Source organism: Azospirillum thermophilum (assembly GCF_003130795.1).
Taxonomy (GTDB): Bacteria; Pseudomonadota; Alphaproteobacteria; order Azospirillales; family Azospirillaceae; genus Azospirillum; species Azospirillum thermophilum.
In genome coordinates, this window is the sequence record NZ_CP029357.1 from 22342 (window position 1) to 43444 (window position 21103).

Genomic DNA, 21103 nt, shown 5'->3' on the forward strand with positions numbered 1-21103 from the left:
GGCCGGCTCTCGCCACGGCGTCTCTCACCGCCCCGACTCTTGTAGCCCCCGACTCTTATAGCCCGAGGACGAAGCGCGCCAGATGGCGCCGCTCGGCCGCCGGCAGCGCCATGAAGGCGCTGCGCGCGCCGGCCGCCTCGCCGCCATGCCACAGGATCGCCTCGGTCACGCTGCGGGCCCGCCCGTCATGCAGCAGGGACAGCCGGCCGTCCCCGCCGGCCCGCCGCTGCAGACCCCACAGCGGCGTGGTCCGCCAGTCCTGGCCGCGGGCCTCGCCCATCGGCACCCCGTCGGCCAGATCGGGTCCGAGGTCGTGCAGCAGCAGGTCGCTGAAGGGGAAGATCCGCCGCCGCGACAGGTCGGGGTGCGCCGGGTCCTCGGCGGTGGTGAAGGACGGGCGGTGGCAGGCGGCGCAGCCGGTGGCGGCGAACAGGGCCGAGCCCGCCGCGTCCTTCGGCGGTTCCAGCCCGCCGTCGGGCGGCAGCCCGCGCAGGTAGCCGTCGATCAGCCCGATGATGGTGGAGGGGATCTCCAGCCCCTCATATTGCGGGGAGGAGCCGTGCGGCCCCCGGCGGCAGTCGCCCTGGGCCTCGGTGCAGTCGCCCCAGGGATCGGGGAAGGCCGGCGTCGACATGCCGATGTCGAGGCTGAAGGCCTCCGAATCCTGCCGGGTCAGGGTGGGGTGCGTCGCCTTCCAGCCGAAGCGGCCGAGCTGCGGCACGCCGTCCACCGTGATCCGGTTGGGCCGGCCGCGCACGCCGTCGCCGTTGCGGTCGTCCGGATCGGCGCCGGCCAGGATGTCGGCCTCCGGGATCCGCTCCAGCAGCCCCATGCCGTGGACCGGCGGGGCGACGCGGGCGGACAGGGCCGTCGCCCCGGCCAGCGGACCGTAGCCGAGGTCGGCGATCTCCAGCACCGGCCGGCGCAGCCGGACCGTCCCTCCGTCGGGCAGGCGCACCGCCTCCTCCCGGTAGCGCAGCCGGGGCCGCCCCTCGATCGTCTGGCCCAGCACGGCGTTGGTCTGGATCTGCCGGCCATAGACCGGGTCGCCGTTCAGCTTGACCAGATAGCCGACGCCCTGGTCCCCCTCCGCCGCCGGGTCGGGCGGGCGGCCGCCGCCGCCCTTCGGGTGGCAGGTGGCGCAGGACCGGGCGTTGTAGAGCGGCCCCAGCCCGTCGTTGGCGTGGGTCACGGTGGGGGCGGTCACCCACATCCGGCGGAACAGCGCCTCGCCGATGCGGGCGTCGAGCCCGTCGCCGGCCAGCGCCGGCAGGGCGGTCAGGGCGACAGACAGGGCCAGGGGGGCGGCGAGGCGTCTTGCGGTCGTCACGTCAGGCCACCCGGATATAGCCCATCATACCGGTCTCCTGGTGCTCGATGATGTGGCAGTGGAACATCCAGTCTCCGGGATTGTCGGCCTTGATGGCGACGCGCAGCCGCTCCTTCGGCTCCAGCAGCACGGTGTCGGCATGGTGCGGCACCACCTGCCGCTGGTCCGACGACAGCACCTTGAAGGTGTAGCCGTGGATGTGGATGGGGTGCAGATGCGGCGTCAGGTTGGCGAGCTCGAAGACATAGCTGCGGCCCTTCTGCAGGGTGGCGATCGGCGGCGGCAGCCGTTCGTGCCCACCCTCCGGCCAGCTCTGCTGGTTGATCGCCCAGAAGGTCTTCTGCGCCAGGCAGAGCTGGTCGGCATAGGGCAGGCTGGTCAGCAGCACGCTGTCGAAGCTCTGCGCCGCGCCGGCCGCCGAGAAGGCCATGGGGATGACCTGGGCCGCCTTCAGGTCGGGTTCCGGGATGTTGGCCGGCGGCAGCGGGCGGGGGGCGAAGCGCTTGTTCGGCAGGGCGGCGCCGGCGGCGCGGAAGCTGGCCAGCGGCTTCGGCTCCGCCGCATAGACGTTGGTCAGGCGGACGGTCTTGCCGGCCTCCTTCGGGGCGCGGAAGACCACGTCGATCCGCATCGCCGGCCCCATCGGCCAGCCGTCGAGCGGACGCGGCGGCAGCGGGTTGCCGTCCACCGCGATGATCCAGGCCTCCGCCCCCTCGATCCGCGGGTCGATGACGCGGGTGTTGTCGACGTTGTAGAGGCGCAGCCGGACGTCGCCGTTCGTCGGCACCTCGATGGTCGGGCCGATCTCGCCGTTGACGGTGGTGACGGTGCCGAAGGTCCCGGCGCGCGAGGCGCCGCGGTCGCTGGTGAAGGCGCCGAACTGCCCGGTCTTGTCGAGCTGCCAGTCCTTGACCAGACAGACCTGGTCGGCGTCGAAGCGGGGGCCGCCCTCCTCCTCGACGATCAGCACGCCGGCCAGCCCGCGGCCCAGCAGCTCGATCGTGTTGCAGTGGGGATGGAAGAAGAAGGAGCCGGAATCCGGCGGGGTGAACTCGTAGACGTGCCGCTCGCCCGGCTTGGTCGGCGGCTGGGTCAGGAAGGGAACGCCGTCCTCCAGATTGGGCAGGCGGATGCCGTGCCAGTGGATGGAGGTGTGCTCCTTCAGCTCGTTGACCAGCGTCGCGCGCAGCCTCTGTCCCTTGCGCAGCCGGATGACCGGGCCGGGGAAGCGGTCGGCGTAGGTCACCAGCGGCGACAGGCCGGCCGGCTCCGGCAGGATGCGCTGCAGCCGCTCCCTGGCCACCAGCTCGACCTCGACCAGATCGGCCGGTCCGGCCAGGAGGCGCCCACCGCCGAGGCCGGCGGCGGCAACGGACAGGCCGCCGGCGCGCAGCAGGGCACGGCGGGACAGGCGGACATCGAACGGGCGGAGCATCGGGCGGGCGTCCGGAACAGGCGGGGGAGGGAAGGGGCGAAGGGGAAACATGGCTGCGGCCCCGCCACCGGCCCGGCAGGGCCGGAAGGGGCGGGGCCGCGGCGGACGGGCGCGGGGATGCCGGTCAGTGGCCGACCTTGCCCGGGTTGTCCAGGCTGTCCGAGCCCTTGAGGTCGACCGACACGCCGAGCGCCGCGACGACGCCTTCCAGCGCCTTCTTCTGGTCGACCAGCCGGTCGATGGCGGTGGCGACCAGGGCGTTGCCCTCCGCGTTGTCGGCGCCGATCATCTGGTCGTAGGCCATCCTGCCGCTGTCGGCGGTGTCCTTGATCGCCTGCATCGCCTTGGTGGTGGCGGACATCGCCTCCTTCACCCTGGCGTCGGCGTCGGCGGACTTGGCGGCGACATACTGCGACAGCGACGGGCCGGACAGGACGGTGCCGTTGGTCCGCTTGTAGCTGCCGTTGTAGATGTTCGCCATGCCGATCTGGTCATAGTAATGCGAGTTGTGCGTGTTGTCGGAGAAGCAGTCATGCTCCTCCTCCGGGTCGTGCAGCATCAGGCCCAGCTTCATGCGCTCGCCGGCCAGCTCGCCGTAGCTCAGGCTGCCCAGGCCGGTCAGCATGCGGGCGATGCCCTCGGGCTCCTTGGCGGTGACGATCGAGCTGCGCGCCTTGCCCTTGGCGCCCCACTCCTTGACCATGTCCTCCAGGTCCTCGACCAGCATCCGGGTGGCGACCGTCAGGTACTGCGCGCGGCGGTCGCAGTGGCCGTTGGTGCAGGCCTTGCCCTTGGCGTAGTCGGTGGCCTTGCGCTCGCCGGCCCCCGGGCCGGTGCCGTGCAGATCCTGGCCCCACAGCAGGAACTCGATGGCGTGGTAGCCGGTGGCGACGTTGGCCTCCACCTTGCCGGCCTCGTGCAGCTTGTCGGCCAGCAGCTCCCTGGTGATCTTGCGGGCGTCGATGGTCTTGCCGCCGGCGGTGATCTTCGGGTTGGCGATCACGTTGGCCTTGGCATAGGGGTTGCTCTCGCCGCCGGCATAGGCCTCGTCGACATAGTCGATCAGCCCCTCGTCGAGCGGCCAGGCGTTGACCTTGCCCTCCCACTCGTCGACGATCGGGTTGCCGAAGCGGAAGCCCTCCGTCTGCATATAGGGGACGCGGGCGTTCAGCCATGCCTTGCGGGCCTGGGCCAGCGTCTCCTCGGTCGGGTTGGCGACCAGCGCATCGACCGCCTTCTTCAGCGCCTTCGCACCGTTGGCGGCATCCTCGTAGCTGGCATGGGCGATGTCGGCGTAGTTCTTCGCCACCTCCTTGAAGGCGGGCTTGGCCGTCTGGGCGTTGGCGGAGAAGGGCAGCAGAGCGACCACAGCCACGGCGGCAAGGCCGGCAGCGTGCTTGAACATGGAGGTCTCCTTGGGCATCGATGGGCTGGATGCTTGGCCGTGAAAGTGCGAATGATTTGCAAAGACAGGCGCGAATCATTCTTGATGTCAAGCCCAAACGGATATGACCCGGCGCGTCCGGTGGTCGCGGCATCCGGGCTTGACCGGCCCGCCCACCGGTGCCGTCGAGGTTTGACACACCGTCTGTCGAGGGATCGCCCACCGGTCCGCAGGTTTCGCACACCGCAGTCGAGGTTTCGCACACCGGCGACGGATATCCGCCCCTTCCGCCGTCGAGGTTTGACACACCACCCCTTCCCGCCGCGGATATCACCCACCGGGACTCGAGGCTCCGGACACCGATCTTCGAGGTTCCACCCACCACGACTCGCGGCCCCGCACACCGGGAGTCGTGGCCCCACCCACCGGAATCGTGGCAAGTCCTTGAACCGGCAGCCGGAATCCGGCCCGTAACCTCTTAATCCCCTAACTTTCTATCTTCCTAACAGGATCCTCTTCCAGGACCTGAGGGAAACGGGAACCCGGTCCCGGCGCCGCATCGACCCGCCATGAGGCAGGCTTTCGGCCATCCGAGTCGGTGGGTGAGACCTCGAAACAGTCCAAACCGGCCCGTTTGAAACGGTGGGTAGAACCTCGACGGAACGGCTCTCCCTTCGGATCGTCCGGCATGGCAACGCTCACGCCGCCCCGCAGATGGTGGGCGGAACCTCGACCTGTGAATCGCGGGACCGGAGTCGTGAGACGGCCGCCCGCCCGGATGAAAGCCGAATGGAAACCGTCGAGGTCTCACCCACCTGTCTTCGAGGTTCCACCCACCGAACGTCGAGGTCACACACACCAAACAGCCCCGCCCCTGGACGCTCCCGGTGCGACCCCCCATGATGGCGCGGTGTGGAGGGCGGTGATCGATGGTGCGAGCGAGCAAGACGGATTCGGCGGCAGGTTCTGCGGAGAATCCCCGGAAACGGCCGGCCACGCGGCGGACGAAGGCGGACCGTGCCATGCCGCCGGCCGACCTGCTCCAGCCCGACCTGTTCGAGGAGGTGGCGGCCAAGAGCGCCGAACGGCCGGATTCGCCCCTGGTCGGATCGGTCAAGAACGCCCGCACCATGATGGTCTGGAGCTTCTTCTCGCTGGGCAAGGAGCGGGTGACCGAACTGCCGGTCTACAATGACGGCCGGGTGTGGATCGAGGTCACCGGGACGAAGCACGGCGTCCCGACCATGCTCGACAAGGAAGTGCTGATCTACATCGTCAGCCTGATCCAGGACAAGATGAACCGCGGCGAGGCGACGAGCCGCGTCGTCACCTTCAAGGCCAACGATTTCTTCGCGCGCAGCGGCCGCAAGCCGGCCGGCACCGCCTATGACTGGCTGGAGGAGGCGCTGGTCCGCCTCAAGGGCACGCTGATCCGCACCAACATCGAGGCCGGCGACGGCGTCAGCGGGGCTAACGAAGGCTTCTCGTGGATCGACCGCTACCGATTCCGCTACACCAAGTCGGAGACCGGCGAGAAGGTCGGCGACACGGTGGTCGTCATGATCTCCGACTGGCTCTACAGCCTCGTCACCGGCGGCAACGCGATCCTCACCTACAATCCCAGCTATTTCGACCTGAAGCCGCTGGAACGGCGGCTCTACGAGGTCGCGCGCGCCCATTGCGGCAAGCAGAGCGGCTTCCGCATGAACATCGAGAAGCTGCGGCTGCGCGCCGGGTCGGATGCTCCGCTGAAGGAATTCAAGCGGATGCTGACCAACATCGCGGCCAGCCGGAAATTCGCGCTGATCGACTATGGCTTCATCATCCGCGATCCCCGCATCGCGCGGATGCCCGCCGCGGACCAGGCGGTGAAGCGCCGCACGCCGCTGAAGGCCTACGAGGTCTTCTTCTTCCCGCGCGACGGCGTCATGGCGGCAATGACGGAGGATCACAAGGGCGACAGCCCGCTGATCGACGAAGGCGACGTCTTTCCGACACCGGACGATTTCTGATCCCGGCATTTCCCGATCCGGTGCGGTGGGCGAAACCTCGACCATTCCGACTCGAGGTTTCGCCCACCGGACGGCCCGAACGGAAAGGGCCCGCCGGCACGCCGCAGCGCAACCGGCAGGCCCCTTCCTGAAATCGGCGGGTCAGTGCGACGGGCCGTCCTGTCCGTGCCCTTCCGCCAGCCGCTTGTTCAGCCGCAGTGCGATCAGCGTGCAGATGGCGCCCGACAGCAGGTAGGCGCCGGCCGACACCAGCCCGAAGCTGCTCGACAGGGCCAGCGCCACGAAGGGGGCGAAGCCGGCGCCGAACATCCAGGCGAGGTCGGAGGTCATGGCCGAGCCGGTGTAGCGGAAATGGCGCGAGAAGCTCGACGCCACCGCTCCCGACGACTGGCCGAAGGACAGGCCCAGTATGACGAATCCGACGATCATGAAGACCGCCTCGCCCAGGTCGCCGCCGTCCAGCAGCTTGGGCGCCACGCCGCTGAACAGGGCGATGGCCACGGCAGAGCTTCCCAGCAAGGTCCGGCGGCCGATCCGGTCGGCGACCGCACCGGACAGGATGATGGCGCCGAGGCCGAAGACCGCGGCGATCGCCTCGATCACCAGGAAGCGGGTCGCCCCCTCCTGGGTGAACAGGAAGATCCAGGACAGCGGGAACACCGTCACCATGTGGAACAGGGCGAAGCTGGCCAGCGGGGCGAAGGCGCCGATGACGATCTTCCTCCCTTCGCTGCGCCAGGTCTCCATCACCGGGGCGGGCTGCAGCTCCCGGCTTTCGAACAGGTGGGTGAATTCGGGCGTCACCACCATGCGCAGGCGGGCGAACAGCGCGACGACGTTGATCGCGAAGGCGACGAAGAACGGATAGCGCCAGCCCCAGGCGAAGAAATCCTCCTCCGACAGGTTGCCGACGAAGAAGGCGAACAGCCCGCTGGCGACGATCAGCCCGATGGGAGCGCCGAGCTGCGGGATCATCGCGTACCAGCCGCGCCGGTTCTCCGGCGCGTTCATCGCCAGCAGCGAGGCGAGCCCGTCCCAGGTGCCGCCCAGCGCGATGCCCTGGCCGATGCGGAACAGGGCGAGCAGCCAGGCGGAGGCCGCACCGATCTGCTCGTAGCCCGGCAGGAAGGCCAGCGCCACCGTCGAGGTACCGAGCATGAGCAGCGCGATCGTCAGCTTGGCGCTGCGCCCGTGGGCGCGGTCGATCGAAATGAACAGGATGCTGCCCAGCGGGCGGGCGATGAAGGCGAGAGCGAAGATAGCGAAGGACCAGAGCGTGCCGGTCAGCGGATCGGCATAGGGGAAAACCAGCCTCGGAAAAACAATGACCGAAGCGATGGCATAAACAAAAAAGTCAAAGAACTCCGATGTCCGGCCAAGGATCACGCCGATCGCGATTTCACCCGGATCGACCTTGTGGTGCCGGGTGTTGACCAGTCGTGCATCTCTTTCTGCCGTCGCTATCGATTGGCTCATGAGCAAAGCTCCGGTCGATAGGTTGCGGGACAGGCGGAAGGCCGGCGCGACGATAGGCCGCAGCCGCACAGACTGATGTGTTGCGTGGGGGGCCGCTCTTCAACGACCGGCGGTATTGGACAATTTGTCCAATGTGCAGTGTGCAGTGCGGTAGCTAGCTGTCCCTCCCAAAGCAAACCTGCGTCAAAAGGTCCTGCCTTGAGCCGTTTCCGCGTCCTCGCCGCGCTGCCGCTGATGGCGGCACTGAGCGGCTGCAATATGGTCGTGCTGAACCCGTCCGGCGACGTGGCTCAGCAGCAGGCCAACCTCGTGGTCATCTCGACCGTCCTCATGCTGCTCATCATCGTGCCGGTGATGGCACTGACGGTGCTGTTCGCATGGCGATACCGCAAGTCCAATAGCACGGCGCGCTACGAACCGGACTGGGACCATTCGACGCAGCTCGAGCTGGTCATCTGGGCGGCGCCGCTGCTGATCATCATCTGCCTCGGCGCCATCACCTGGATCACCACCCACCTGCTCGACCCCTACCGTCCGCTCGACCGCATCGCGGCCGACCGCCCGATTCCCCCCGGCACCAGGACGCTGGAGGTGGATGTCGTGGCGATGGACTGGAAGTGGCTGTTCCTCTACCCCGAGCAGGGCATCGCGCTGGTGAACGAGATGGCGGCCCCGGTCGACCGGCCGATCCGCTTCAACATCACCGCGTCGTCGGTGATGAACTCCTTCTACGTCCCGGCGCTGGCCGGCCAGGTCTATGCCATGCCCGGCATGCAGACCCAGTTGCACGCGGTGATCAACAAGCCGGGCAGCTACCGCGGCTTTTCCGCCAACTACAGCGGCGCCGGCTTCTCCCAGATGCGCTTCACCTTCCACGGCCTGTCCGAAGGCGACTTCGACCGCTGGGTGGCCGACGTGAAGGCGTCGGGCGGCAAGCTCGACCGCAGCGGCTACCAGCAGCTTGCGAAGCCCAGCGTGGACGAGCCGGTGCGGCGCTACGGCGCGGTCGAGGACGGCCTGTTCAAGGCGGTGGTCGGCATGTGCGTCGAACCCGGCAAGATGTGCATGCACGACATGATGGCGATCGACGCCAGGGGCGGCCTCGGCATGGCCGGCATCAACTCCGTGATGCCGCGGCAGGACGACGGGCAGGCCCGTCGCGCCTCCGCCGTCTTCGGCCCGGCGCCCTCCTATGTCGCCGCCGGCATCTGCAGCGTCGCCGAACTCGGCGATGCGGCGGTCGCCGATGCGGTGGGCGGGGCCGCCTCCTTCCTCGGCGCGGACCGGCCGCGCTCGTCCCTCACGCCGACCGAAGCGTCCGCGGCCCCGTCTCCGGCCGGCGCGGCGCTGCGGCCGTCCACTCTTTGATGCGGCAATCCGGCATGATCGAATCCTCCGCTGCCATCCATCCGATCTTCGGGCGCCTCAGCCTGGAGTCCCTTCCCCTTCACGAGCCCATCGTGGTGGCGACCTTCGCCGCCGTCGCGCTGGGCGGCGTCGCGCTGGTCGCGGCGCTGACCTATTTCCGCCTGTGGGGCTATCTCTGGAAGGAGTGGTTCACCACGGTCGATCACAAGCGCATCGGCATCATGTACATGATCCTCGGCCTTGTGATGCTGCTGCGCGGCTTCGCCGACGCGGTCATGATGCGCCTGCAGCAGGCGATCGCCTTCGGCGGGTCCGAGGGATACCTCAACGCCCATCACTACGACCAGATCTTCACCGCCCACGGCGTGATCATGATCTTCTTCGTGGCGATGCCGCTGGTGACCGGGCTGATGAACTATGTCGTGCCGCTGCAGATCGGCGCGCGCGACGTGTCCTTCCCCTTCCTCAACAACTTCAGCTTCTGGATGACCGCGGGCGGCGCGGTGCTGGTCATGATCTCGCTGTTCGTCGGCGAGTTCGCGCGCACCGGCTGGCTGGCCTATCCGCCGCTGTCGGGCATCCAGTACAGCCCCGACGTCGGTGTGGACTATTACATCTGGGCGCTGCAGGTGGCGGGTGTCGGCACCTTGCTGTCGGGCGTGAACCTCGTCTGCACCATCGTGAAGATGCGCGCCCCCGGCATGACCATGATGAAGATGCCGGTCTTCACCTGGACCGCGCTCTGCACCAACGTCCTGATCGTCGCGGCCTTCCCGGTCCTGACCGCCGTGCTGGTGCTGCTGTCGCTCGACCGCTACGTCGGCACCAACTTCTTCACGAACGACTTCGGGGGCAACCCGATGATGTACGTGAACCTGATCTGGATCTGGGGCCACCCCGAAGTCTACATCCTGATCCTGCCCTGCTTCGGCATCTTCTCGGAGGTCACCTCGACCTTCTCGGGCAAGAAGCTGTTCGGCTACACCTCGATGGTCTATGCGACGGTGGTCATCACGATCCTGTCCTACCTGGTGTGGCTGCACCACTTCTTCACCATGGGCTCAGGCGCCAGCGTGAACTCGTTCTTCGGGATCACGACGATGATCATCTCGATCCCGACGGGTGCGAAGATCTTCAACTGGCTGTTCACCATGTACCGCGGCCGCATCCGGTTCGAGCTGCCGATGATGTGGACGGTCGCCTTCATGCTGACCTTCGTGATCGGCGGCATGACCGGCGTGCTGCTGGCGGTCCCGCCGGCCGACTTCGTGCTGCACAACAGCCTGTTCCTGATCGCCCACTTCCACAACGTCATCATCGGCGGCGTGCTGTTCGGCCTGTTCGCCGGCATCTACTACTGGTGGCCGAAGGCCTTCGGCTTCAAGCTCGACCCGTTCTGGGGCAAGCTGTCCTTCTGGTTCTGGGTGATCGGCTTCTATGCTGCCTTCATGCCGCTCTATGTGCTGGGGCTGATGGGCGTCACCCGCCGCCTGCGCGTCTTCGACGACCCGTCGCTGCAGATCTGGTTCGTCATCGCCGCCATCGGCGCCGCCCTGATCGCGCTCGGCATCGGCTGCTTCCTGATCCAGATCGCCGTCAGCGTCCTCTACCGCCACAAGCGGCGCGACCTCACCGGCGACCCGTGGGACGGCCGCACGCTGGAATGGGCGACCTCCTCGCCGCCGCCGGCCTACAACTTCGCCTTCACGCCGGTCATCCATGACAACGATGCCTGGTGGGACATGAAGCAGCGCGGCTACAGGCGTCCGCTGGACGGCTTCCGGGCCATCCACATGCCGAGCAACACCGGCACGGGCGTCATCCTGGCGGGGCTCAGCGTCGTGCTGTCCTTCGCGCTGATCTGGTACATCTGGTGGCTCGCCGCCGCCAGCTTCGTGGCGCTGCTGGCCGTCGCCATCGGCCATACCTTCAACTACCACCGCGACTTCCACATTCCCGCCGACGAGGTCGTGCGGACCGAGAACGAGCGGACGCGCCTTCTGGCCGGGCAGGTGTAACGATGACGATGACCGCGACCGCACACGCAGCCACCCTGAAGACCGGGGATGCCCCGGTCTTCCACGAGGTCGAGGAGCACGCGCATCCCGAAGGCTCCAGCACCATGCTGGGCTTCTGGATCTACCTGATGAGCGACTGCCTCATCTTCGCCGTGCTGTTCGCGACCTACGGCGTGCTGGGCGGCAGCTATGCCGCGGGTCCCTCGCCGAAGGATTTGTTCGACCTGCCGCTGGTGGCGCTGAACACCTCGATGCTGCTGCTCTCCTCCATCACCTACGGCTTCGCCATGCTGACGATGGAGAAGGGGCGGGTGGGGCAGACCCAGGCCTGGCTGGCGATCACCGGGCTGTTCGGCCTCGCCTTCCTGTCGATCGAGCTCTACGAGTTCGCCCACATGATCCATCTGGGGGCGACGCCGCAGCGCAGCGCCTTCCTGTCCTCCTTCTTCACCCTGGTCGGCACGCACGGGCTGCACGTCACCTTCGGCATCATCTGGCTGGTGACGCTGATGGTGCAGGTGGCGCGGCACGGGCTGATCCCGGCCAACCGGCGGCGCCTGATGTGCCTCAGCATGTTCTGGCACTTCCTCGACGTCATCTGGATCGGCGTCTTCACCTTCGTCTATCTGATGGGAATGCTGCGATGACCGCTCACGCGCACGGCGACCACCACGGGAGCGACCACCACGGCGATGCCCACGCCCACGGCTCCTTCCGCAGCTACATGATCGGCTTCCTGCTGTCGGTCGTGCTGACGGCGGTGCCCTTCTGGCTGGTGATGGGGGAGGTGATGGACCCGTCCCTCACCACCGTCGCCATCCTGGGGCTGGGCGTGGTGCAGATCGTGGTCCACATGGTCTACTTCCTCCACATGAACAGCCGGTCCGAGAATGGCTGGACCATGCTGGCGCTGATCTTCACCCTGATCCTGGTCGTCATCACGCTGACCGGGTCGCTCTGGGTGATGTACCACCTCAACGCCAACATGATGCCGGTCCACGACATGAGCCGGATGCCCTGAGGCCGGACGCCGCGATGGGAAGGACGATCCCCCTGCCGCCCGGTCCCGGTCCTGCCGGCCCCCGGGCGGCCCGGGTCCGCCCGCGGTGGGCGCTGGTGCTGGTCGGGCTTCTCTCGCTCGCCGGCATCGGCGTCCTGACGGCGCTCGGTGTCTGGCAGCTCGAACGGCGGGTCTGGAAGCTCGACCTGATCGAACGGGTGGAGCAGCGCATCCACGCCGCCCCCGTGCCCGCTCCCGGTCCCGAGACCTGGGCGTCGGTCACCGCCGCCACCGACGAATACCGCCGCGTCCGTGTCACCGGCCGCTTCCTCGACGACCGCGAGACGCTGGTCCAGGCGGTGACCGGCCTCGGCGGCGGCTACTGGGTGCTCACCCCCTTTCAAACCACCGGGGGCTTTACCGTCCTGGTCAACCGCGGCTTCGTCCCGCCGGAGCGGCGGGCCCCCGGCAGCCGGGCCGCCGGCCGGATCGACGGCGAGACGACGGTGACCGGCCTCCTGCGCCTGAGCGAGCCGAAGGGTGGCTTCCTGCGCGGCAACGATCCCGCCGGCGACCGCTGGCATTCCCGCGACGTCCAGGCGATCGCCGCCGCCCGCGGCCTGACCGGCGTCGCCCCCTACTTCATCGATGCCGAGGCCACCCGCCTGCCGGAGGGCGCGCCGGTCGGCGGGCTGACCGTGGTCAGCTTCCCCAACAACCACCTGGTGTACGCCCTGACCTGGTTCGCGCTCGCCCTCATGCTGGCCGGCGGCCTCACCCATGTCCTGCGCAGTGAATACCGGCGGCGGCGGCCGCAATAGCCGCGGATCCGCAAGGTCTATCACGGAAAAACCTTTCTGGAAAAAGGGATAAGCCGCTCCGGACAGCCGCGGCCCTTCGCCTTTTGCTTCGCCCGCCTTCAGCCCGGACTTGACGCTTTGGGCTCCCAACCGGCGCTTCGTCGTCTATATAGAAGGGACCGACGGGACCGACGCGGACGATGACCATTTCCCTTCTCGATGCAACCGACAAGCGCAATCTGCTGCTTCTGGTCCAGCTCCGCTGGCTGGCGGTCGTCGGGCAGGTGGTCACCATCCTGGTCGTCCATTACCAGATGCGGGTGGCGCTGCCCCTGCCGCCGATGGCCGGCGTCGTCCTGTTCCTGGTCGGGCTGAACCTCGTCACGCTGCTGCAGCTCCGCCGGCAGAGCAGCGTCACCAACACGCACCTGTTCGTCGAGCTGCTGATCGACGTCGCGGCGCTGACGGTGCAGCTCTATCTCAGCGGCGGCGCCACCAACCCCTTCATCTCGCTCTACCTGTTGCAGGTCACGCTGGGGGCGGTGCTGCTGGAGGCCTGGTCGGCCTGGACGCTGGTGCTGCTCGCCACGGTCTGCTTCACCTGGCTCAGCGGCTCCTACCGGCCGCTCGCCCTGCCGCCGGAGCGGATGGACGACCTGCTCGACCTGCACATCCAGGGCATGTTCATCTGCTTCGTCCTGGCGGCCTGCCTGCTGGTGCCCTTCATCACGCGGATCAACCGCAACCTGCGCGCCCACGACGCCCATCTGGCGGATCTCAGGCAGCGCACGATGGAGGAGGACCACATCGTCCGCATGGGGCTGCTGGCCTCCGGCGCCGCGCACGAGCTGAGCACGCCGCTCGCCACCCTCTCGGTGATCGTCAACGACTGGCGCCGCATGCCGGCGATGATGTCCAACCCCGACATCGCCGAGGAGATCGGCGAGATGCAGGGCCAGATCGACCGCTGCAAGGCGATCGTCTCCGGCATCCTGCTGTCGTCGGGCGAGGCGCGGGGGGAGGGGACCGTCCGCACGACCATCACCGACTTCCTGGACGAGGCGGTCGCCGAATGGCGCTCCAGCCGCTCGCCCGCCCGCTTCGACTACGAGAACCGGCTGCGCTCCAACCAGCGCATCATCTCCGACCTCGTCCTGAAGCAGGTGCTGTTCAACGTCCTCGACAACGCGCTGGAAGCCTCGCCGGGCTGGGTCGGCGTCTGGGTCGGGAGGCAGGCGGGCAATCTCCTCGTCACGGTGAACGACGCCGGCCCCGGCTTCGCCGCCGGCATGCTGGAGGATCTCGGCAAGCCCTACCGCTCGACCAAGGGGCGGCCCGGCAGCGGGCTCGGCCTCTTCCTCGTCGTCAACACCGTCCGCAAGCTCGGCGGATCGGTGGCGGCGCGCAACCGGCCCGGGGGTGGCGCGTCGGTGACGCTGACCCTGCCCCTGGCGTCCCTCTGTCCGCGGGGTGCCGATGCAGCCTGACCCGATCCCGGAACCGCTTCGCCAGCCGGCCGGCCGCCGCTTGGTGATCGTCGAGGACGACGTCTCCTTCGCCCGGGTGCTCCGCCGCTCCTTCGAGCGCCGGGGCTACGCCGTCCACTGCTGCGACGGGCTCGACAGCCTGCAGATGCTGCTGGACTCGGTGCAGCCCGACCATGCCGTGGTCGACCTGAAGCTGAACAGCGGCTCCGGCCTCGACTGCGTCAAGCTGCTGCACGACAGCGACCCGGAGACGAAGATCGTCGTGCTGACCGGCTTCGCCAGCATCGCCACCGCGGTGGAGGCGATCAAGCTCGGCGCCTGCCACTATCTCGCCAAGCCCTCCAACACCGACGACATCGAGGCCGCCTTCGCCCGGACCGAGGGAGACGCCTCCATCGCCGTCGGCGGCCGCTCCACCTCGCTCAAGACCCTGGAGTGGGAGCGCATCCACGAAACGCTGGTCGACACCGGCTTCAACATCTCGGAGACCGCCCGCCGCCTCGGCATGCACCGCCGCACGCTGGCCCGCAAGCTGGAGAAGAAGCGGGTGACCTGACCCGCCCGCCTCACCCGCCGGTCGCCTCCAGCTCCCCGCCCAGCCCCGGACCGTAGAGGCCGGCGTGGCCGCGCCGGATGCGGGCGTCGAGCACCGCCACCTCCGGCAGGTGCCGTTCCATGAAATAGCGGGCGAGCCCGATGCGCGCCTCCAGGAAGGCCGGGTCGTAGCCGGCCGGCCGGCGGGCCGCCGCGGCGGCCATCAGCGCCCACATCCAGCCATAGGCGGTGAGCGCGACCAGCCGCAGCGTGTCGGTCGCGCCGGCCGCCGGATCGAGCGGGGTCTCCGCCCCCGCCTCGCGCAGCCAGCCCAGCACGCCCTGCAGCCGTGCCGCCGCGTCGCGCAGGGCGGGGGCCATGTCGCGGGTCGCCGGCTCCGCCTCCAACCCGGCCGCCGCCTGCTCCAGCTCGGCCAGAAGCCGGTCCGCCGGCCGCCCGCCCTTCATCCCCAGCTTGCGCTGCACGAGGTCGAGCGCCTGGATGCCGTTGGTCCCCTCGTAGATCTGCGTGGCGCGTACGTCGCGGACGAGCTGCTCCACCCCCCACTCCCGGATATAGCCGTGGCCGCCCATCACCTGCTGGGCGAGGACCGCCGCCTCGAAGCCGAAGTCGGTGCCGGCCGCCTTGACGACCGGGGTCAGCAGCGCCGCCCAGTCCTCCGCCTCCTCCTCCGCCTCCTCCGCCAGGGGCGCGTCGCCGCCCTGCCGCGCCCGGTCCAGCCACAGCGCCGTCCAGGCGGCGAGCGCCCGGCCGGCATCGGTCAGCACGCGGGCCGACAGCACCATGCGCCGCACGTCCGGATGGTGCAGGATCGGGTCGGCCGGCCGGTCGGCGCGGTGCGGCCCGTCGGGCGCCCGGCCCTGCTCGCGCTGCCGCGCATAGGCCAGCGCGGCCTGCGCGGCGCGCTCCCCGACGCCGATCCCCTGGATGCCGACGAACAGCCGCTCGTGGTTCATCATGGTGAACATGGCGGCGAGCCCGCGGTTGGGCGCCCCGACCATCCAGCCCACCGCCCCCTCATAGGCCACCACGCAGGTGGGGGAGGCATGCAAGCCCATCTTCTTCTCCGACGACAGCACCGACCAGCCGTTGCGCGTCCCGTCCGGCAGGCGCTTGGGCACCAGGAACAGGCTGATGCCGCGCGTGCCGGCCGGCGCGTCGGGCAGCCGCGCCAGCACCAGATGGACGAGGTTGTCCGTCAGGTCATGGTCGGCGGAGGAGATGAACATCTTCTGCCCGGTGATGCGGTGGCCGCCGCCGGCCGCCGGCTCCGCCCGGGTGCGCAGCAGGCCGAGGTCGGTGCCGGCCTGCGGTTCGGTCAGCGCCATCGCCCCGGTCCATTCCCCGGCGATCATCGGCGGCAGGCACCAGCCCTTCAGCCCGTCGTCGGCATGGGCGGCGATGGCGCGGATCGCCCCCTGCGTCAGGCCCGGCGTGATGCTGAAGGCGAGGTTGGCGGCGCACACCATCTCCGTCACCAGCGTGTCCAGCAGGGCCGGCAGCCCCTGGCCGCCATGGGCCGGGTCGCCGGCCAGCCCGGTCCAGCCGCCGTCGCGCCAGACGGTCCAGGCCTCGCGGAAGCCCGCCGGCATGCGCACCCCGCCGCGCTCCACCACGACCCCCTCCTCGTCGCCCGTCCGGTTCAGCGGAGCGAGCAGTTCCGCCGCGACACGGCCGGCCTGGGCCAGCACCTCGTCGAACAGCGCGCCCGCCTCCCCCCGGCCCGCCGCGGCCAGCACGGCCGGTGCGTCCAGCACCTCCCTCACCAGGAAGCGCAGGGTCTGGAGAGGCGGCTGGTACGGAATCATGCGTCTGCTCCCTGGGTGGCGCGGCCCGCCTTCCTACTCATCGGAATGCATTCTACTGACAAGTAGGTTGGAGCGAAACGCGGCGCTGGTCAACAATCTCCTTTGCAAGCATAACGGGACGGCATCTCCCACCGGTCGCGCCAATTCTCCGGAGGACGGCAGGGCGCCGGAATGGAATACACTCTGAACAGATAAAATATCCGGCAAACAGGGACGTCCAGACCGAAGCATGCCGGCAGTCCTATCCTCCGATCCGGTCTTCCAGCCATTTGGTGCCGGGTCATACGAAACAATATGACGATAATCCGTCATTTACATGACGGCGCGCTTCGCTAGAGTGCGCCGAAATTTCCGGCGCTCAGCAATGACCGGATAGCGATGAACCGGCCCGCCCGAGGGCGCCCCACGGGGATGAGGCCGGGCAAGAGGAAAAGAACCAGACGGGACCCCCATGACCAGAACCGCCATCCGCCCGACCGGGGTGGAAAGTCCCTTCGGCGAGGAAGAGATCATCGTCAGCAAGACCGACCTGAAGGGCCGCATCACCTACGCCAACGACGTCTTCCTGCGCGTCTCCCGCTTCGACGCCAGGGAGGTCATCGGCGCGCCGCACAACCTGATCCGCCATCCGGACATGCCGCGCTGCGTCTTCAAACTGATGTGGGACACCATCCAGGCGGGCGGCGAGATCTTCGCCTATGTGCTGAACATGGCGTCGAACGGCGACCATTACTGGGTCTTCGCCCATGTCACCCCCAGCCGCGACGGGCGCGGGCAGGTGATCGGCTACCACTCCAACCGGCGCAAGCCGGCGGCCGCGCAGGTCGCCCGCATCGCCCCCCTCTACCGCAGCCTGCGGCAGCAGGAGGACGCGAGCCCCGGCCGCAAGGACGGGATGAACACCGCCTATGGTTCGATGATGGCCATGCTGCGCGACACGGGGATGGATTATGAGCAGTTTGTCTTCTCTCTCTAAGGTCCGGCTCCTGCTGGCCGCCGCCGCAGCGCTGCTGGCGCTCGACGCGACGGGGCTGTTCCCGGCCGTACCGCACCTGCCGCCGTCCATCGCCGCCCTGGCCCTGCTGGCCCCGGCGGTCCTGCTCGCCGGCCGGACGGACTCCAGGCTGCGGACCGCCGCGGAGGTCTGCGCCGCCGCCGCCCGCGGCGACCTGGAAGCCCGCATCCCCGGCGTGGCGGAGGCCGGGACCCTCGGCACGCTCCAGCGCAGCATCAACGCGCTGCTCGACATCACCGACGCCTTCGTGCGCGAGGCGAGCGGCTCGATGCAGGCGGTCAGCCGGGGCCGCTTCCACCGCAAGGTCCTGCTGCGCGGCCTTCCCGGCGCCTTCCGCAGCACGGCGACGGACATCAACCGCGCCGCCGACCTGATGGAGCGGCAGGCCGGCGACCTGAGCGGCTATGCCGACCGGCTGGAGGCCAGCGTCGCCTCCGTCGTCACCAGCGTGACGGACTCCTCGTCCGGCATGCGCGAGGATGCCGAGCGGATGACCCGCATCGCCGCCGACACCTCCAGCCAGGCGGCGATGATCGCGGCGGCCACCGAGCAGACCTCGACCAACGTCCAGACCGTCGCCGCCGCGACGGAGGAGCTGGCCGCCTCGGTCCAGGAGATCGAGCGGCAGGTCACCCTGTCCTCGCGCATCTCGCGCGACGCGGTGGAGCGGGCGCGCCAGACCGGCGTCGTCGTCCGCGACCTCAGCGAGGTGACCCGGCAGGTCGGCGACGTCATCCAGCTCATCAACTCCATCGCCACCCAGACCAACCTGCTGGCGCTGAACGCGACCATCGAGGCCGCCCGCGCCGGGGAGGCGGGCAAGGGCTTCGCCGTCGTCGCGCAGGAGGTCAAGAGCCTCGCGCGCCAGACCGCCGCCGCGACCGAGGAGGTCAGCGCCAAGCTCGGCGCCATCACCGGCGCCACCGACCTGACCGTGGATGCCATCCGCACCATCGACGGCATCATCTCGGAGATGAGCGACATCGCCCAGTCGGTCGCCGCGGCGATCGAGCAGCAGGGGGCCGCGACCCAGGAGATCACGCGCAACGTCCAGCAGGCGGCCGTCGGCACGCGGGAGATCGCCCACAGCGTGTCGCGCATGAGGGACGCGGCGACGCAGACCGGCACCGCCGCCACCCAGGTGCTGGCCGGCGCCTCCGGCCTGTCGGAACAGGCCGCCCGCCTGCGCGAGAGCGTCGCCAGCTTCCTCGCCAGGGCGCGGGCCGCCTGACGCGCCGTCGTTGCCAGTCGCCGCAGGCCGACCGGGCCAAGGTGTGTGAAACCACGACGTGCCGCCGCCGCGACCGCGGTTTTGCTGGCTTTCGCCCCGCCGCGGAGGCCTTCGCGGGGCCTCCTGCGTGGTTTCACCCACCAAGAGCGGCCCGCCCCGTCCCGTCGCTGATGGTTGCTCGCAAAAGCAGAGGATGGATTGGACGGCAACAGGCATACGTATACAAATATTAACGCACCGTTTACCTTGCCGGTGTCAGTTTCGACACTGTACAAACAGCTTGCGGAAACGGTTTTATCTCTAATATTTTTCACCGGTCTTAATGAGGCCTGGATGGCTTGGGCGGGCAACAGGCTGTCCGGGGAACCGGCAAGGGGGGAATGCTATGGGAAGGACGCTGTTTTCCTGGCCGCGCGGCATCGCGGCCAAGCTGGTGGCGATCGTCGGCTTCATGGCGCTGGCGCTGGCGGTGGTCGGCGGGATCGGGCTCCACAGCCTGCGCGATCTGATGTTCAGCGACCGCGTCGACAAGATCCGCGCCATCGTCGAGGTGGCCCACGACATGGCCAACTCCTTCGAGCGCGACGTGCGGTCGGGCAAGCTGCCGAAGGAGGAGGCGATCGCGCGCTTCCGCGACCGGGTGCGGGCCATGCGCTATGACGGGGGCAAGGAATATGTCTTCGTCTACGACATGCGCGGCTACGCCGTCGTGGCCGCCGACCCCGCGCAGGACGGCACCGACCGCAGCGGCACCCGCGACCCCAACGGCGTCTACATCGTCAAGGAGTTCATCAGGCTGGTCCAGAGCGCCGGGGAAGGGCGCGTCGACTACGCCTTCCCCCGCCCCGGCCAGACCGCGCCCCTGCCCAAGATCAGCTACGTCCGCGGCTTCGAGCCCTGGGGCTTCATCATCGGCACCGGCGTCTATGTCGACGACATCGACGCGCGCTTCCGGCAGGAGCTGACCAGCCTCGGGCTCGTCATCGGCGGTATCCTGCTGGTCTCTCTGCTGGTCGCCTGGGCCACCGCGCGCAGCTTCACCCGCCCCCTGGCGGAGCTGGAGACGCAGATGGAGGCGCTGGCCACCGGCGACCTCGCCGTGGACATCCCCGGCACCGCCCGCCGCGACGAGATCGGCCGCATGGCCCGCGCGGTCGCGGTGTTCAAGACCAACTCGCAGGAGATGCGCCGGCTGGAGGCCGAGCATGCCGCCGCCCAGGAGCGGGCGGAACAGGACCGCCGCGCCGCCGTGGTGGCGCTCGCCGACCAGTTCGAGGCCAGCATCAAGGGCGTGGTGGAGATGGTCGCCTCCGCCGCGACGGAGATGCAGCAGGCCGCCAGCACCATGTCCGCCACGGCCGAGCAGACCAGCCAGCAGGCCCGCGCCGTCACCGCCGCGTCGGAACAGGCGTCCGGCAACGTCCAGACCGTCGCCGCCGCCACCGAGGAGCTGACCAGCTCCATCGGCGAGATCAGCCGCCAGGTCACCACCTCGACCCGGATCTCCGCCCAGGCGGTGGAGGAGGCGATGCGCACCACCACGACCATCGACGGGCTGGTGGAGGCCGCCCAGCAGATCGGGGAGGTGGTGCAGCTCATCAACGACATCGCCAGCCAGACCAACCTGCTGGCGCTGAACGCCACCATCGAGGCGGCGCGGGCCGGCGAAGCGGGCAAGGGCTTCGCCGTCGTGGCGAGCGAGGTCAAGAGCCTCGCCGCCCAGACCGGCCGCGCCACCGAGGAGATCCAGGCCAAGGTGCAGGAGATCCAGGCGGCCACCACCGGCGCCCAGCAGGCGATCGAGAGCATCGGCCGCACCATCGGGCAGGTGAACGAGATCGCCACCACCATCGCCTCGGCGGTGGAGCAGCAGAACGCCGCGACCGCCGACATCGCCGCCAACGTCCAGCAGGCGGCGACCGGCACGACCGAGGTCTCGACCAACATCACCGGCGTCAACCAGGCGGCGTCGGAGACCGGGGCCGCGGCCAGCCAGGTGCTCGGCGCCGCCTCCAGCCTGTCGCGCGAGGCCGAGCATCTGCGCAGCGAGGTCGCCACCTTCATCGCCAGGGTCCGCGCCTCCTGACCGGCCGCGGAAAGGGAAATAGTCCCCCCGCCGCCGCCCGCGGTCCCCGTTGCAGCCCTTCGTTGCCGCTGCCGGCGGCCTCCGCTAGAATTGCGGCC

The 21103-nt window shown here is 69.1% G+C and carries 16 protein-coding genes; 11 read left to right on the plus strand and 5 right to left on the minus strand.

The genetic code is table 11. The annotated features are described in order from the left end of the window. Nucleotides 1-55: 55 nt before the first annotated feature. From DEW08_RS25095 to DEW08_RS25105, 3 genes are all read right to left on the minus strand, one after another. Nucleotides 56-1330: a di-heme oxidoredictase family protein gene (locus DEW08_RS25095; protein WP_245986985.1), complete on the minus strand. Its 1275-nt coding sequence runs from the start codon at nt 1328-1330 to the stop codon at nt 56-58. Nucleotide 1331: 1 nt separating this feature from the next. Further along, nucleotides 1332-2765: a multicopper oxidase family protein gene (locus DEW08_RS25100; protein WP_109332499.1), complete on the minus strand. Its 1434-nt coding sequence runs from the start codon at nt 2763-2765 to the stop codon at nt 1332-1334. Between the two features lie 124 nt (nt 2766-2889). Continuing rightward, nucleotides 2890-4170: an imelysin family protein gene (locus DEW08_RS25105; RefSeq protein ID WP_109332500.1), complete on the minus strand. Its 1281-nt coding sequence runs from the start codon at nt 4168-4170 to the stop codon at nt 2890-2892. A 1001-nt stretch (nt 4171-5171) separates the two neighbouring features. Between DEW08_RS25105 and DEW08_RS25110 the strand changes: the two genes are divergently transcribed. Then, the gene (locus tag DEW08_RS25110) at nt 5172-6161 is read left to right on the plus strand and encodes a replication initiator protein A (RefSeq protein WP_168220514.1); all 990 of its coding nucleotides are present in this window, start codon (nt 5172-5174) and stop codon (nt 6159-6161) included. 141 nt (nt 6162-6302) lie between these two features. On the opposite strand, the gene DEW08_RS25115 is transcribed toward DEW08_RS25110, so the two are convergent. Beyond that, on the minus strand, nt 6303-7637 hold the full coding sequence (locus tag DEW08_RS25115; protein ID WP_109332502.1) for an MFS transporter: 1335 nt from the start codon (nt 7635-7637) through the stop codon (nt 6303-6305). A 198-nt stretch (nt 7638-7835) separates the two neighbouring features. Between DEW08_RS25115 and cyoA the strand changes: the two genes are divergently transcribed. The 7 genes from cyoA to DEW08_RS25150 all read left to right on the plus strand — a co-directional run bounded on the left by cyoA (nt 7836) and on the right by DEW08_RS25150 (nt 14866). After that, entirely contained in the window at nt 7836-9005 is a 1170-nt protein-coding gene (gene cyoA, locus DEW08_RS25120; RefSeq protein WP_109332508.1) for a ubiquinol oxidase subunit II, read from the plus strand. Between the two features lie 14 nt (nt 9006-9019). Further along, nucleotides 9020-11023 (plus strand): cytochrome o ubiquinol oxidase subunit I, encoded by a 2004-nt coding sequence (gene cyoB / locus DEW08_RS25125; RefSeq protein WP_109332509.1) that lies wholly within the window; start codon nt 9020-9022, stop codon nt 11021-11023. Between the two features lie 8 nt (nt 11024-11031). Next, the gene (gene cyoC, locus DEW08_RS25130) at nt 11032-11670 is read left to right on the plus strand and encodes a cytochrome o ubiquinol oxidase subunit III (protein ID WP_109333417.1); all 639 of its coding nucleotides are present in this window, start codon (nt 11032-11034) and stop codon (nt 11668-11670) included. Continuing rightward, a complete protein-coding gene (gene cyoD, locus DEW08_RS25135) occupies nt 11667-12044 on the plus strand; it encodes a cytochrome o ubiquinol oxidase subunit IV (protein WP_109332510.1) in 378 nt (125 codons plus the stop codon). Before cyoC ends, cyoD begins: the two co-directional genes overlap by 4 nt. A 14-nt stretch (nt 12045-12058) precedes the next feature. After that, nucleotides 12059-12844 (plus strand): SURF1 family protein, encoded by a 786-nt coding sequence (locus tag DEW08_RS25140; protein WP_109332511.1) that lies wholly within the window; start codon nt 12059-12061, stop codon nt 12842-12844. 179 nt (nt 12845-13023) lie between these two features. After that, entirely contained in the window at nt 13024-14310 is a 1287-nt protein-coding gene (locus DEW08_RS25145; RefSeq protein ID WP_109332512.1) for an ATP-binding protein, read from the plus strand. Further along, a complete protein-coding gene (locus DEW08_RS25150; protein WP_109332518.1) occupies nt 14300-14866 on the plus strand; it encodes a response regulator transcription factor in 567 nt (188 codons plus the stop codon). The genes DEW08_RS25145 and DEW08_RS25150 overlap by 11 nt, the downstream gene beginning before the upstream one ends. Nucleotides 14867-14876: 10 nt before the next feature. Here the strand turns inward: DEW08_RS25150 and DEW08_RS25155 are convergent, their stop codons facing one another. After that, nucleotides 14877-16673, minus strand: coding sequence for an acyl-CoA dehydrogenase family protein (locus DEW08_RS25155; RefSeq protein WP_109332519.1), 1797 nt, complete (start codon nt 16671-16673; stop codon nt 14877-14879). A gap of 451 nt (nt 16674-17124) precedes the next feature. On the opposite strand from DEW08_RS25155, the gene DEW08_RS25160 reads away from it, so the two are divergent. The 3 genes from DEW08_RS25160 (at nt 17125) to DEW08_RS25170 (ending at nt 21005) form a co-directional block, all read left to right on the plus strand. After that, nucleotides 17125-17649 carry a PAS domain-containing protein gene (locus tag DEW08_RS25160; protein WP_109332520.1) on the plus strand — a complete coding sequence of 175 codons (525 nt, stop codon included), beginning with the start codon at nt 17125-17127 and terminating at the stop codon, nt 17647-17649. Further along, entirely contained in the window at nt 17624-18919 is a 1296-nt protein-coding gene (locus DEW08_RS33355; RefSeq protein ID WP_146214764.1) for a methyl-accepting chemotaxis protein, read from the plus strand. Before DEW08_RS25160 ends, DEW08_RS33355 begins: the two co-directional genes overlap by 26 nt. A 385-nt stretch (nt 18920-19304) precedes the next feature. Beyond that, nucleotides 19305-21005, plus strand: a complete 1701-nt coding sequence (locus DEW08_RS25170) for a cache domain-containing protein (protein WP_109332522.1) — start codon at nt 19305-19307, stop codon at nt 21003-21005. The last annotated feature ends 98 nt before the right edge of the window (nt 21006-21103 follow it).

Bases quoted from the DNA above. Each gene is read 5' to 3' on its own strand.
- DEW08_RS25100 (WP_109332499.1), bottom strand. From the start codon at position 2,765: ATGCTCCGCCCGTTCGATGTCCGCCTGTCCCGCCGTGCCCTGCTGCGC.
- DEW08_RS25105 (WP_109332500.1), bottom strand. From the start codon at position 4,170: ATGTTCAAGCACGCTGCCGGCCTTGCCGCCGTGGCTGTGGTCGCTCTG.
- DEW08_RS25110 (WP_168220514.1), top strand. From the start codon at position 5,172: ATGCCGCCGGCCGACCTGCTCCAGCCCGACCTGTTCGAGGAGGTGGCG.
- DEW08_RS25115 (WP_109332502.1), bottom strand. From the start codon at position 7,637: ATGAGCCAATCGATAGCGACGGCAGAAAGAGATGCACGACTGGTCAAC.
- cyoB (WP_109332509.1), top strand. From the start codon at position 9,020: ATGATCGAATCCTCCGCTGCCATCCATCCGATCTTCGGGCGCCTCAGC.
- cyoC (WP_109333417.1), top strand. From the start codon at position 11,032: ATGACCGCGACCGCACACGCAGCCACCCTGAAGACCGGGGATGCCCCG.
- cyoD (WP_109332510.1), top strand. From the start codon at position 11,667: ATGACCGCTCACGCGCACGGCGACCACCACGGGAGCGACCACCACGGC.
- DEW08_RS25140 (WP_109332511.1), top strand. From the start codon at position 12,059: ATGGGAAGGACGATCCCCCTGCCGCCCGGTCCCGGTCCTGCCGGCCCC.
- DEW08_RS25145 (WP_109332512.1), top strand. From the start codon at position 13,024: ATGACCATTTCCCTTCTCGATGCAACCGACAAGCGCAATCTGCTGCTT.
- DEW08_RS25150 (WP_109332518.1), top strand. From the start codon at position 14,300: ATGCAGCCTGACCCGATCCCGGAACCGCTTCGCCAGCCGGCCGGCCGC.
- DEW08_RS25155 (WP_109332519.1), bottom strand. From the start codon at position 16,673: ATGATTCCGTACCAGCCGCCTCTCCAGACCCTGCGCTTCCTGGTGAGG.
- DEW08_RS25160 (WP_109332520.1), top strand. From the start codon at position 17,125: ATGACCAGAACCGCCATCCGCCCGACCGGGGTGGAAAGTCCCTTCGGC.
- DEW08_RS33355 (WP_146214764.1), top strand. From the start codon at position 17,624: ATGAGCAGTTTGTCTTCTCTCTCTAAGGTCCGGCTCCTGCTGGCCGCC.
- DEW08_RS25170 (WP_109332522.1), top strand. From the start codon at position 19,305: ATGGGAAGGACGCTGTTTTCCTGGCCGCGCGGCATCGCGGCCAAGCTG.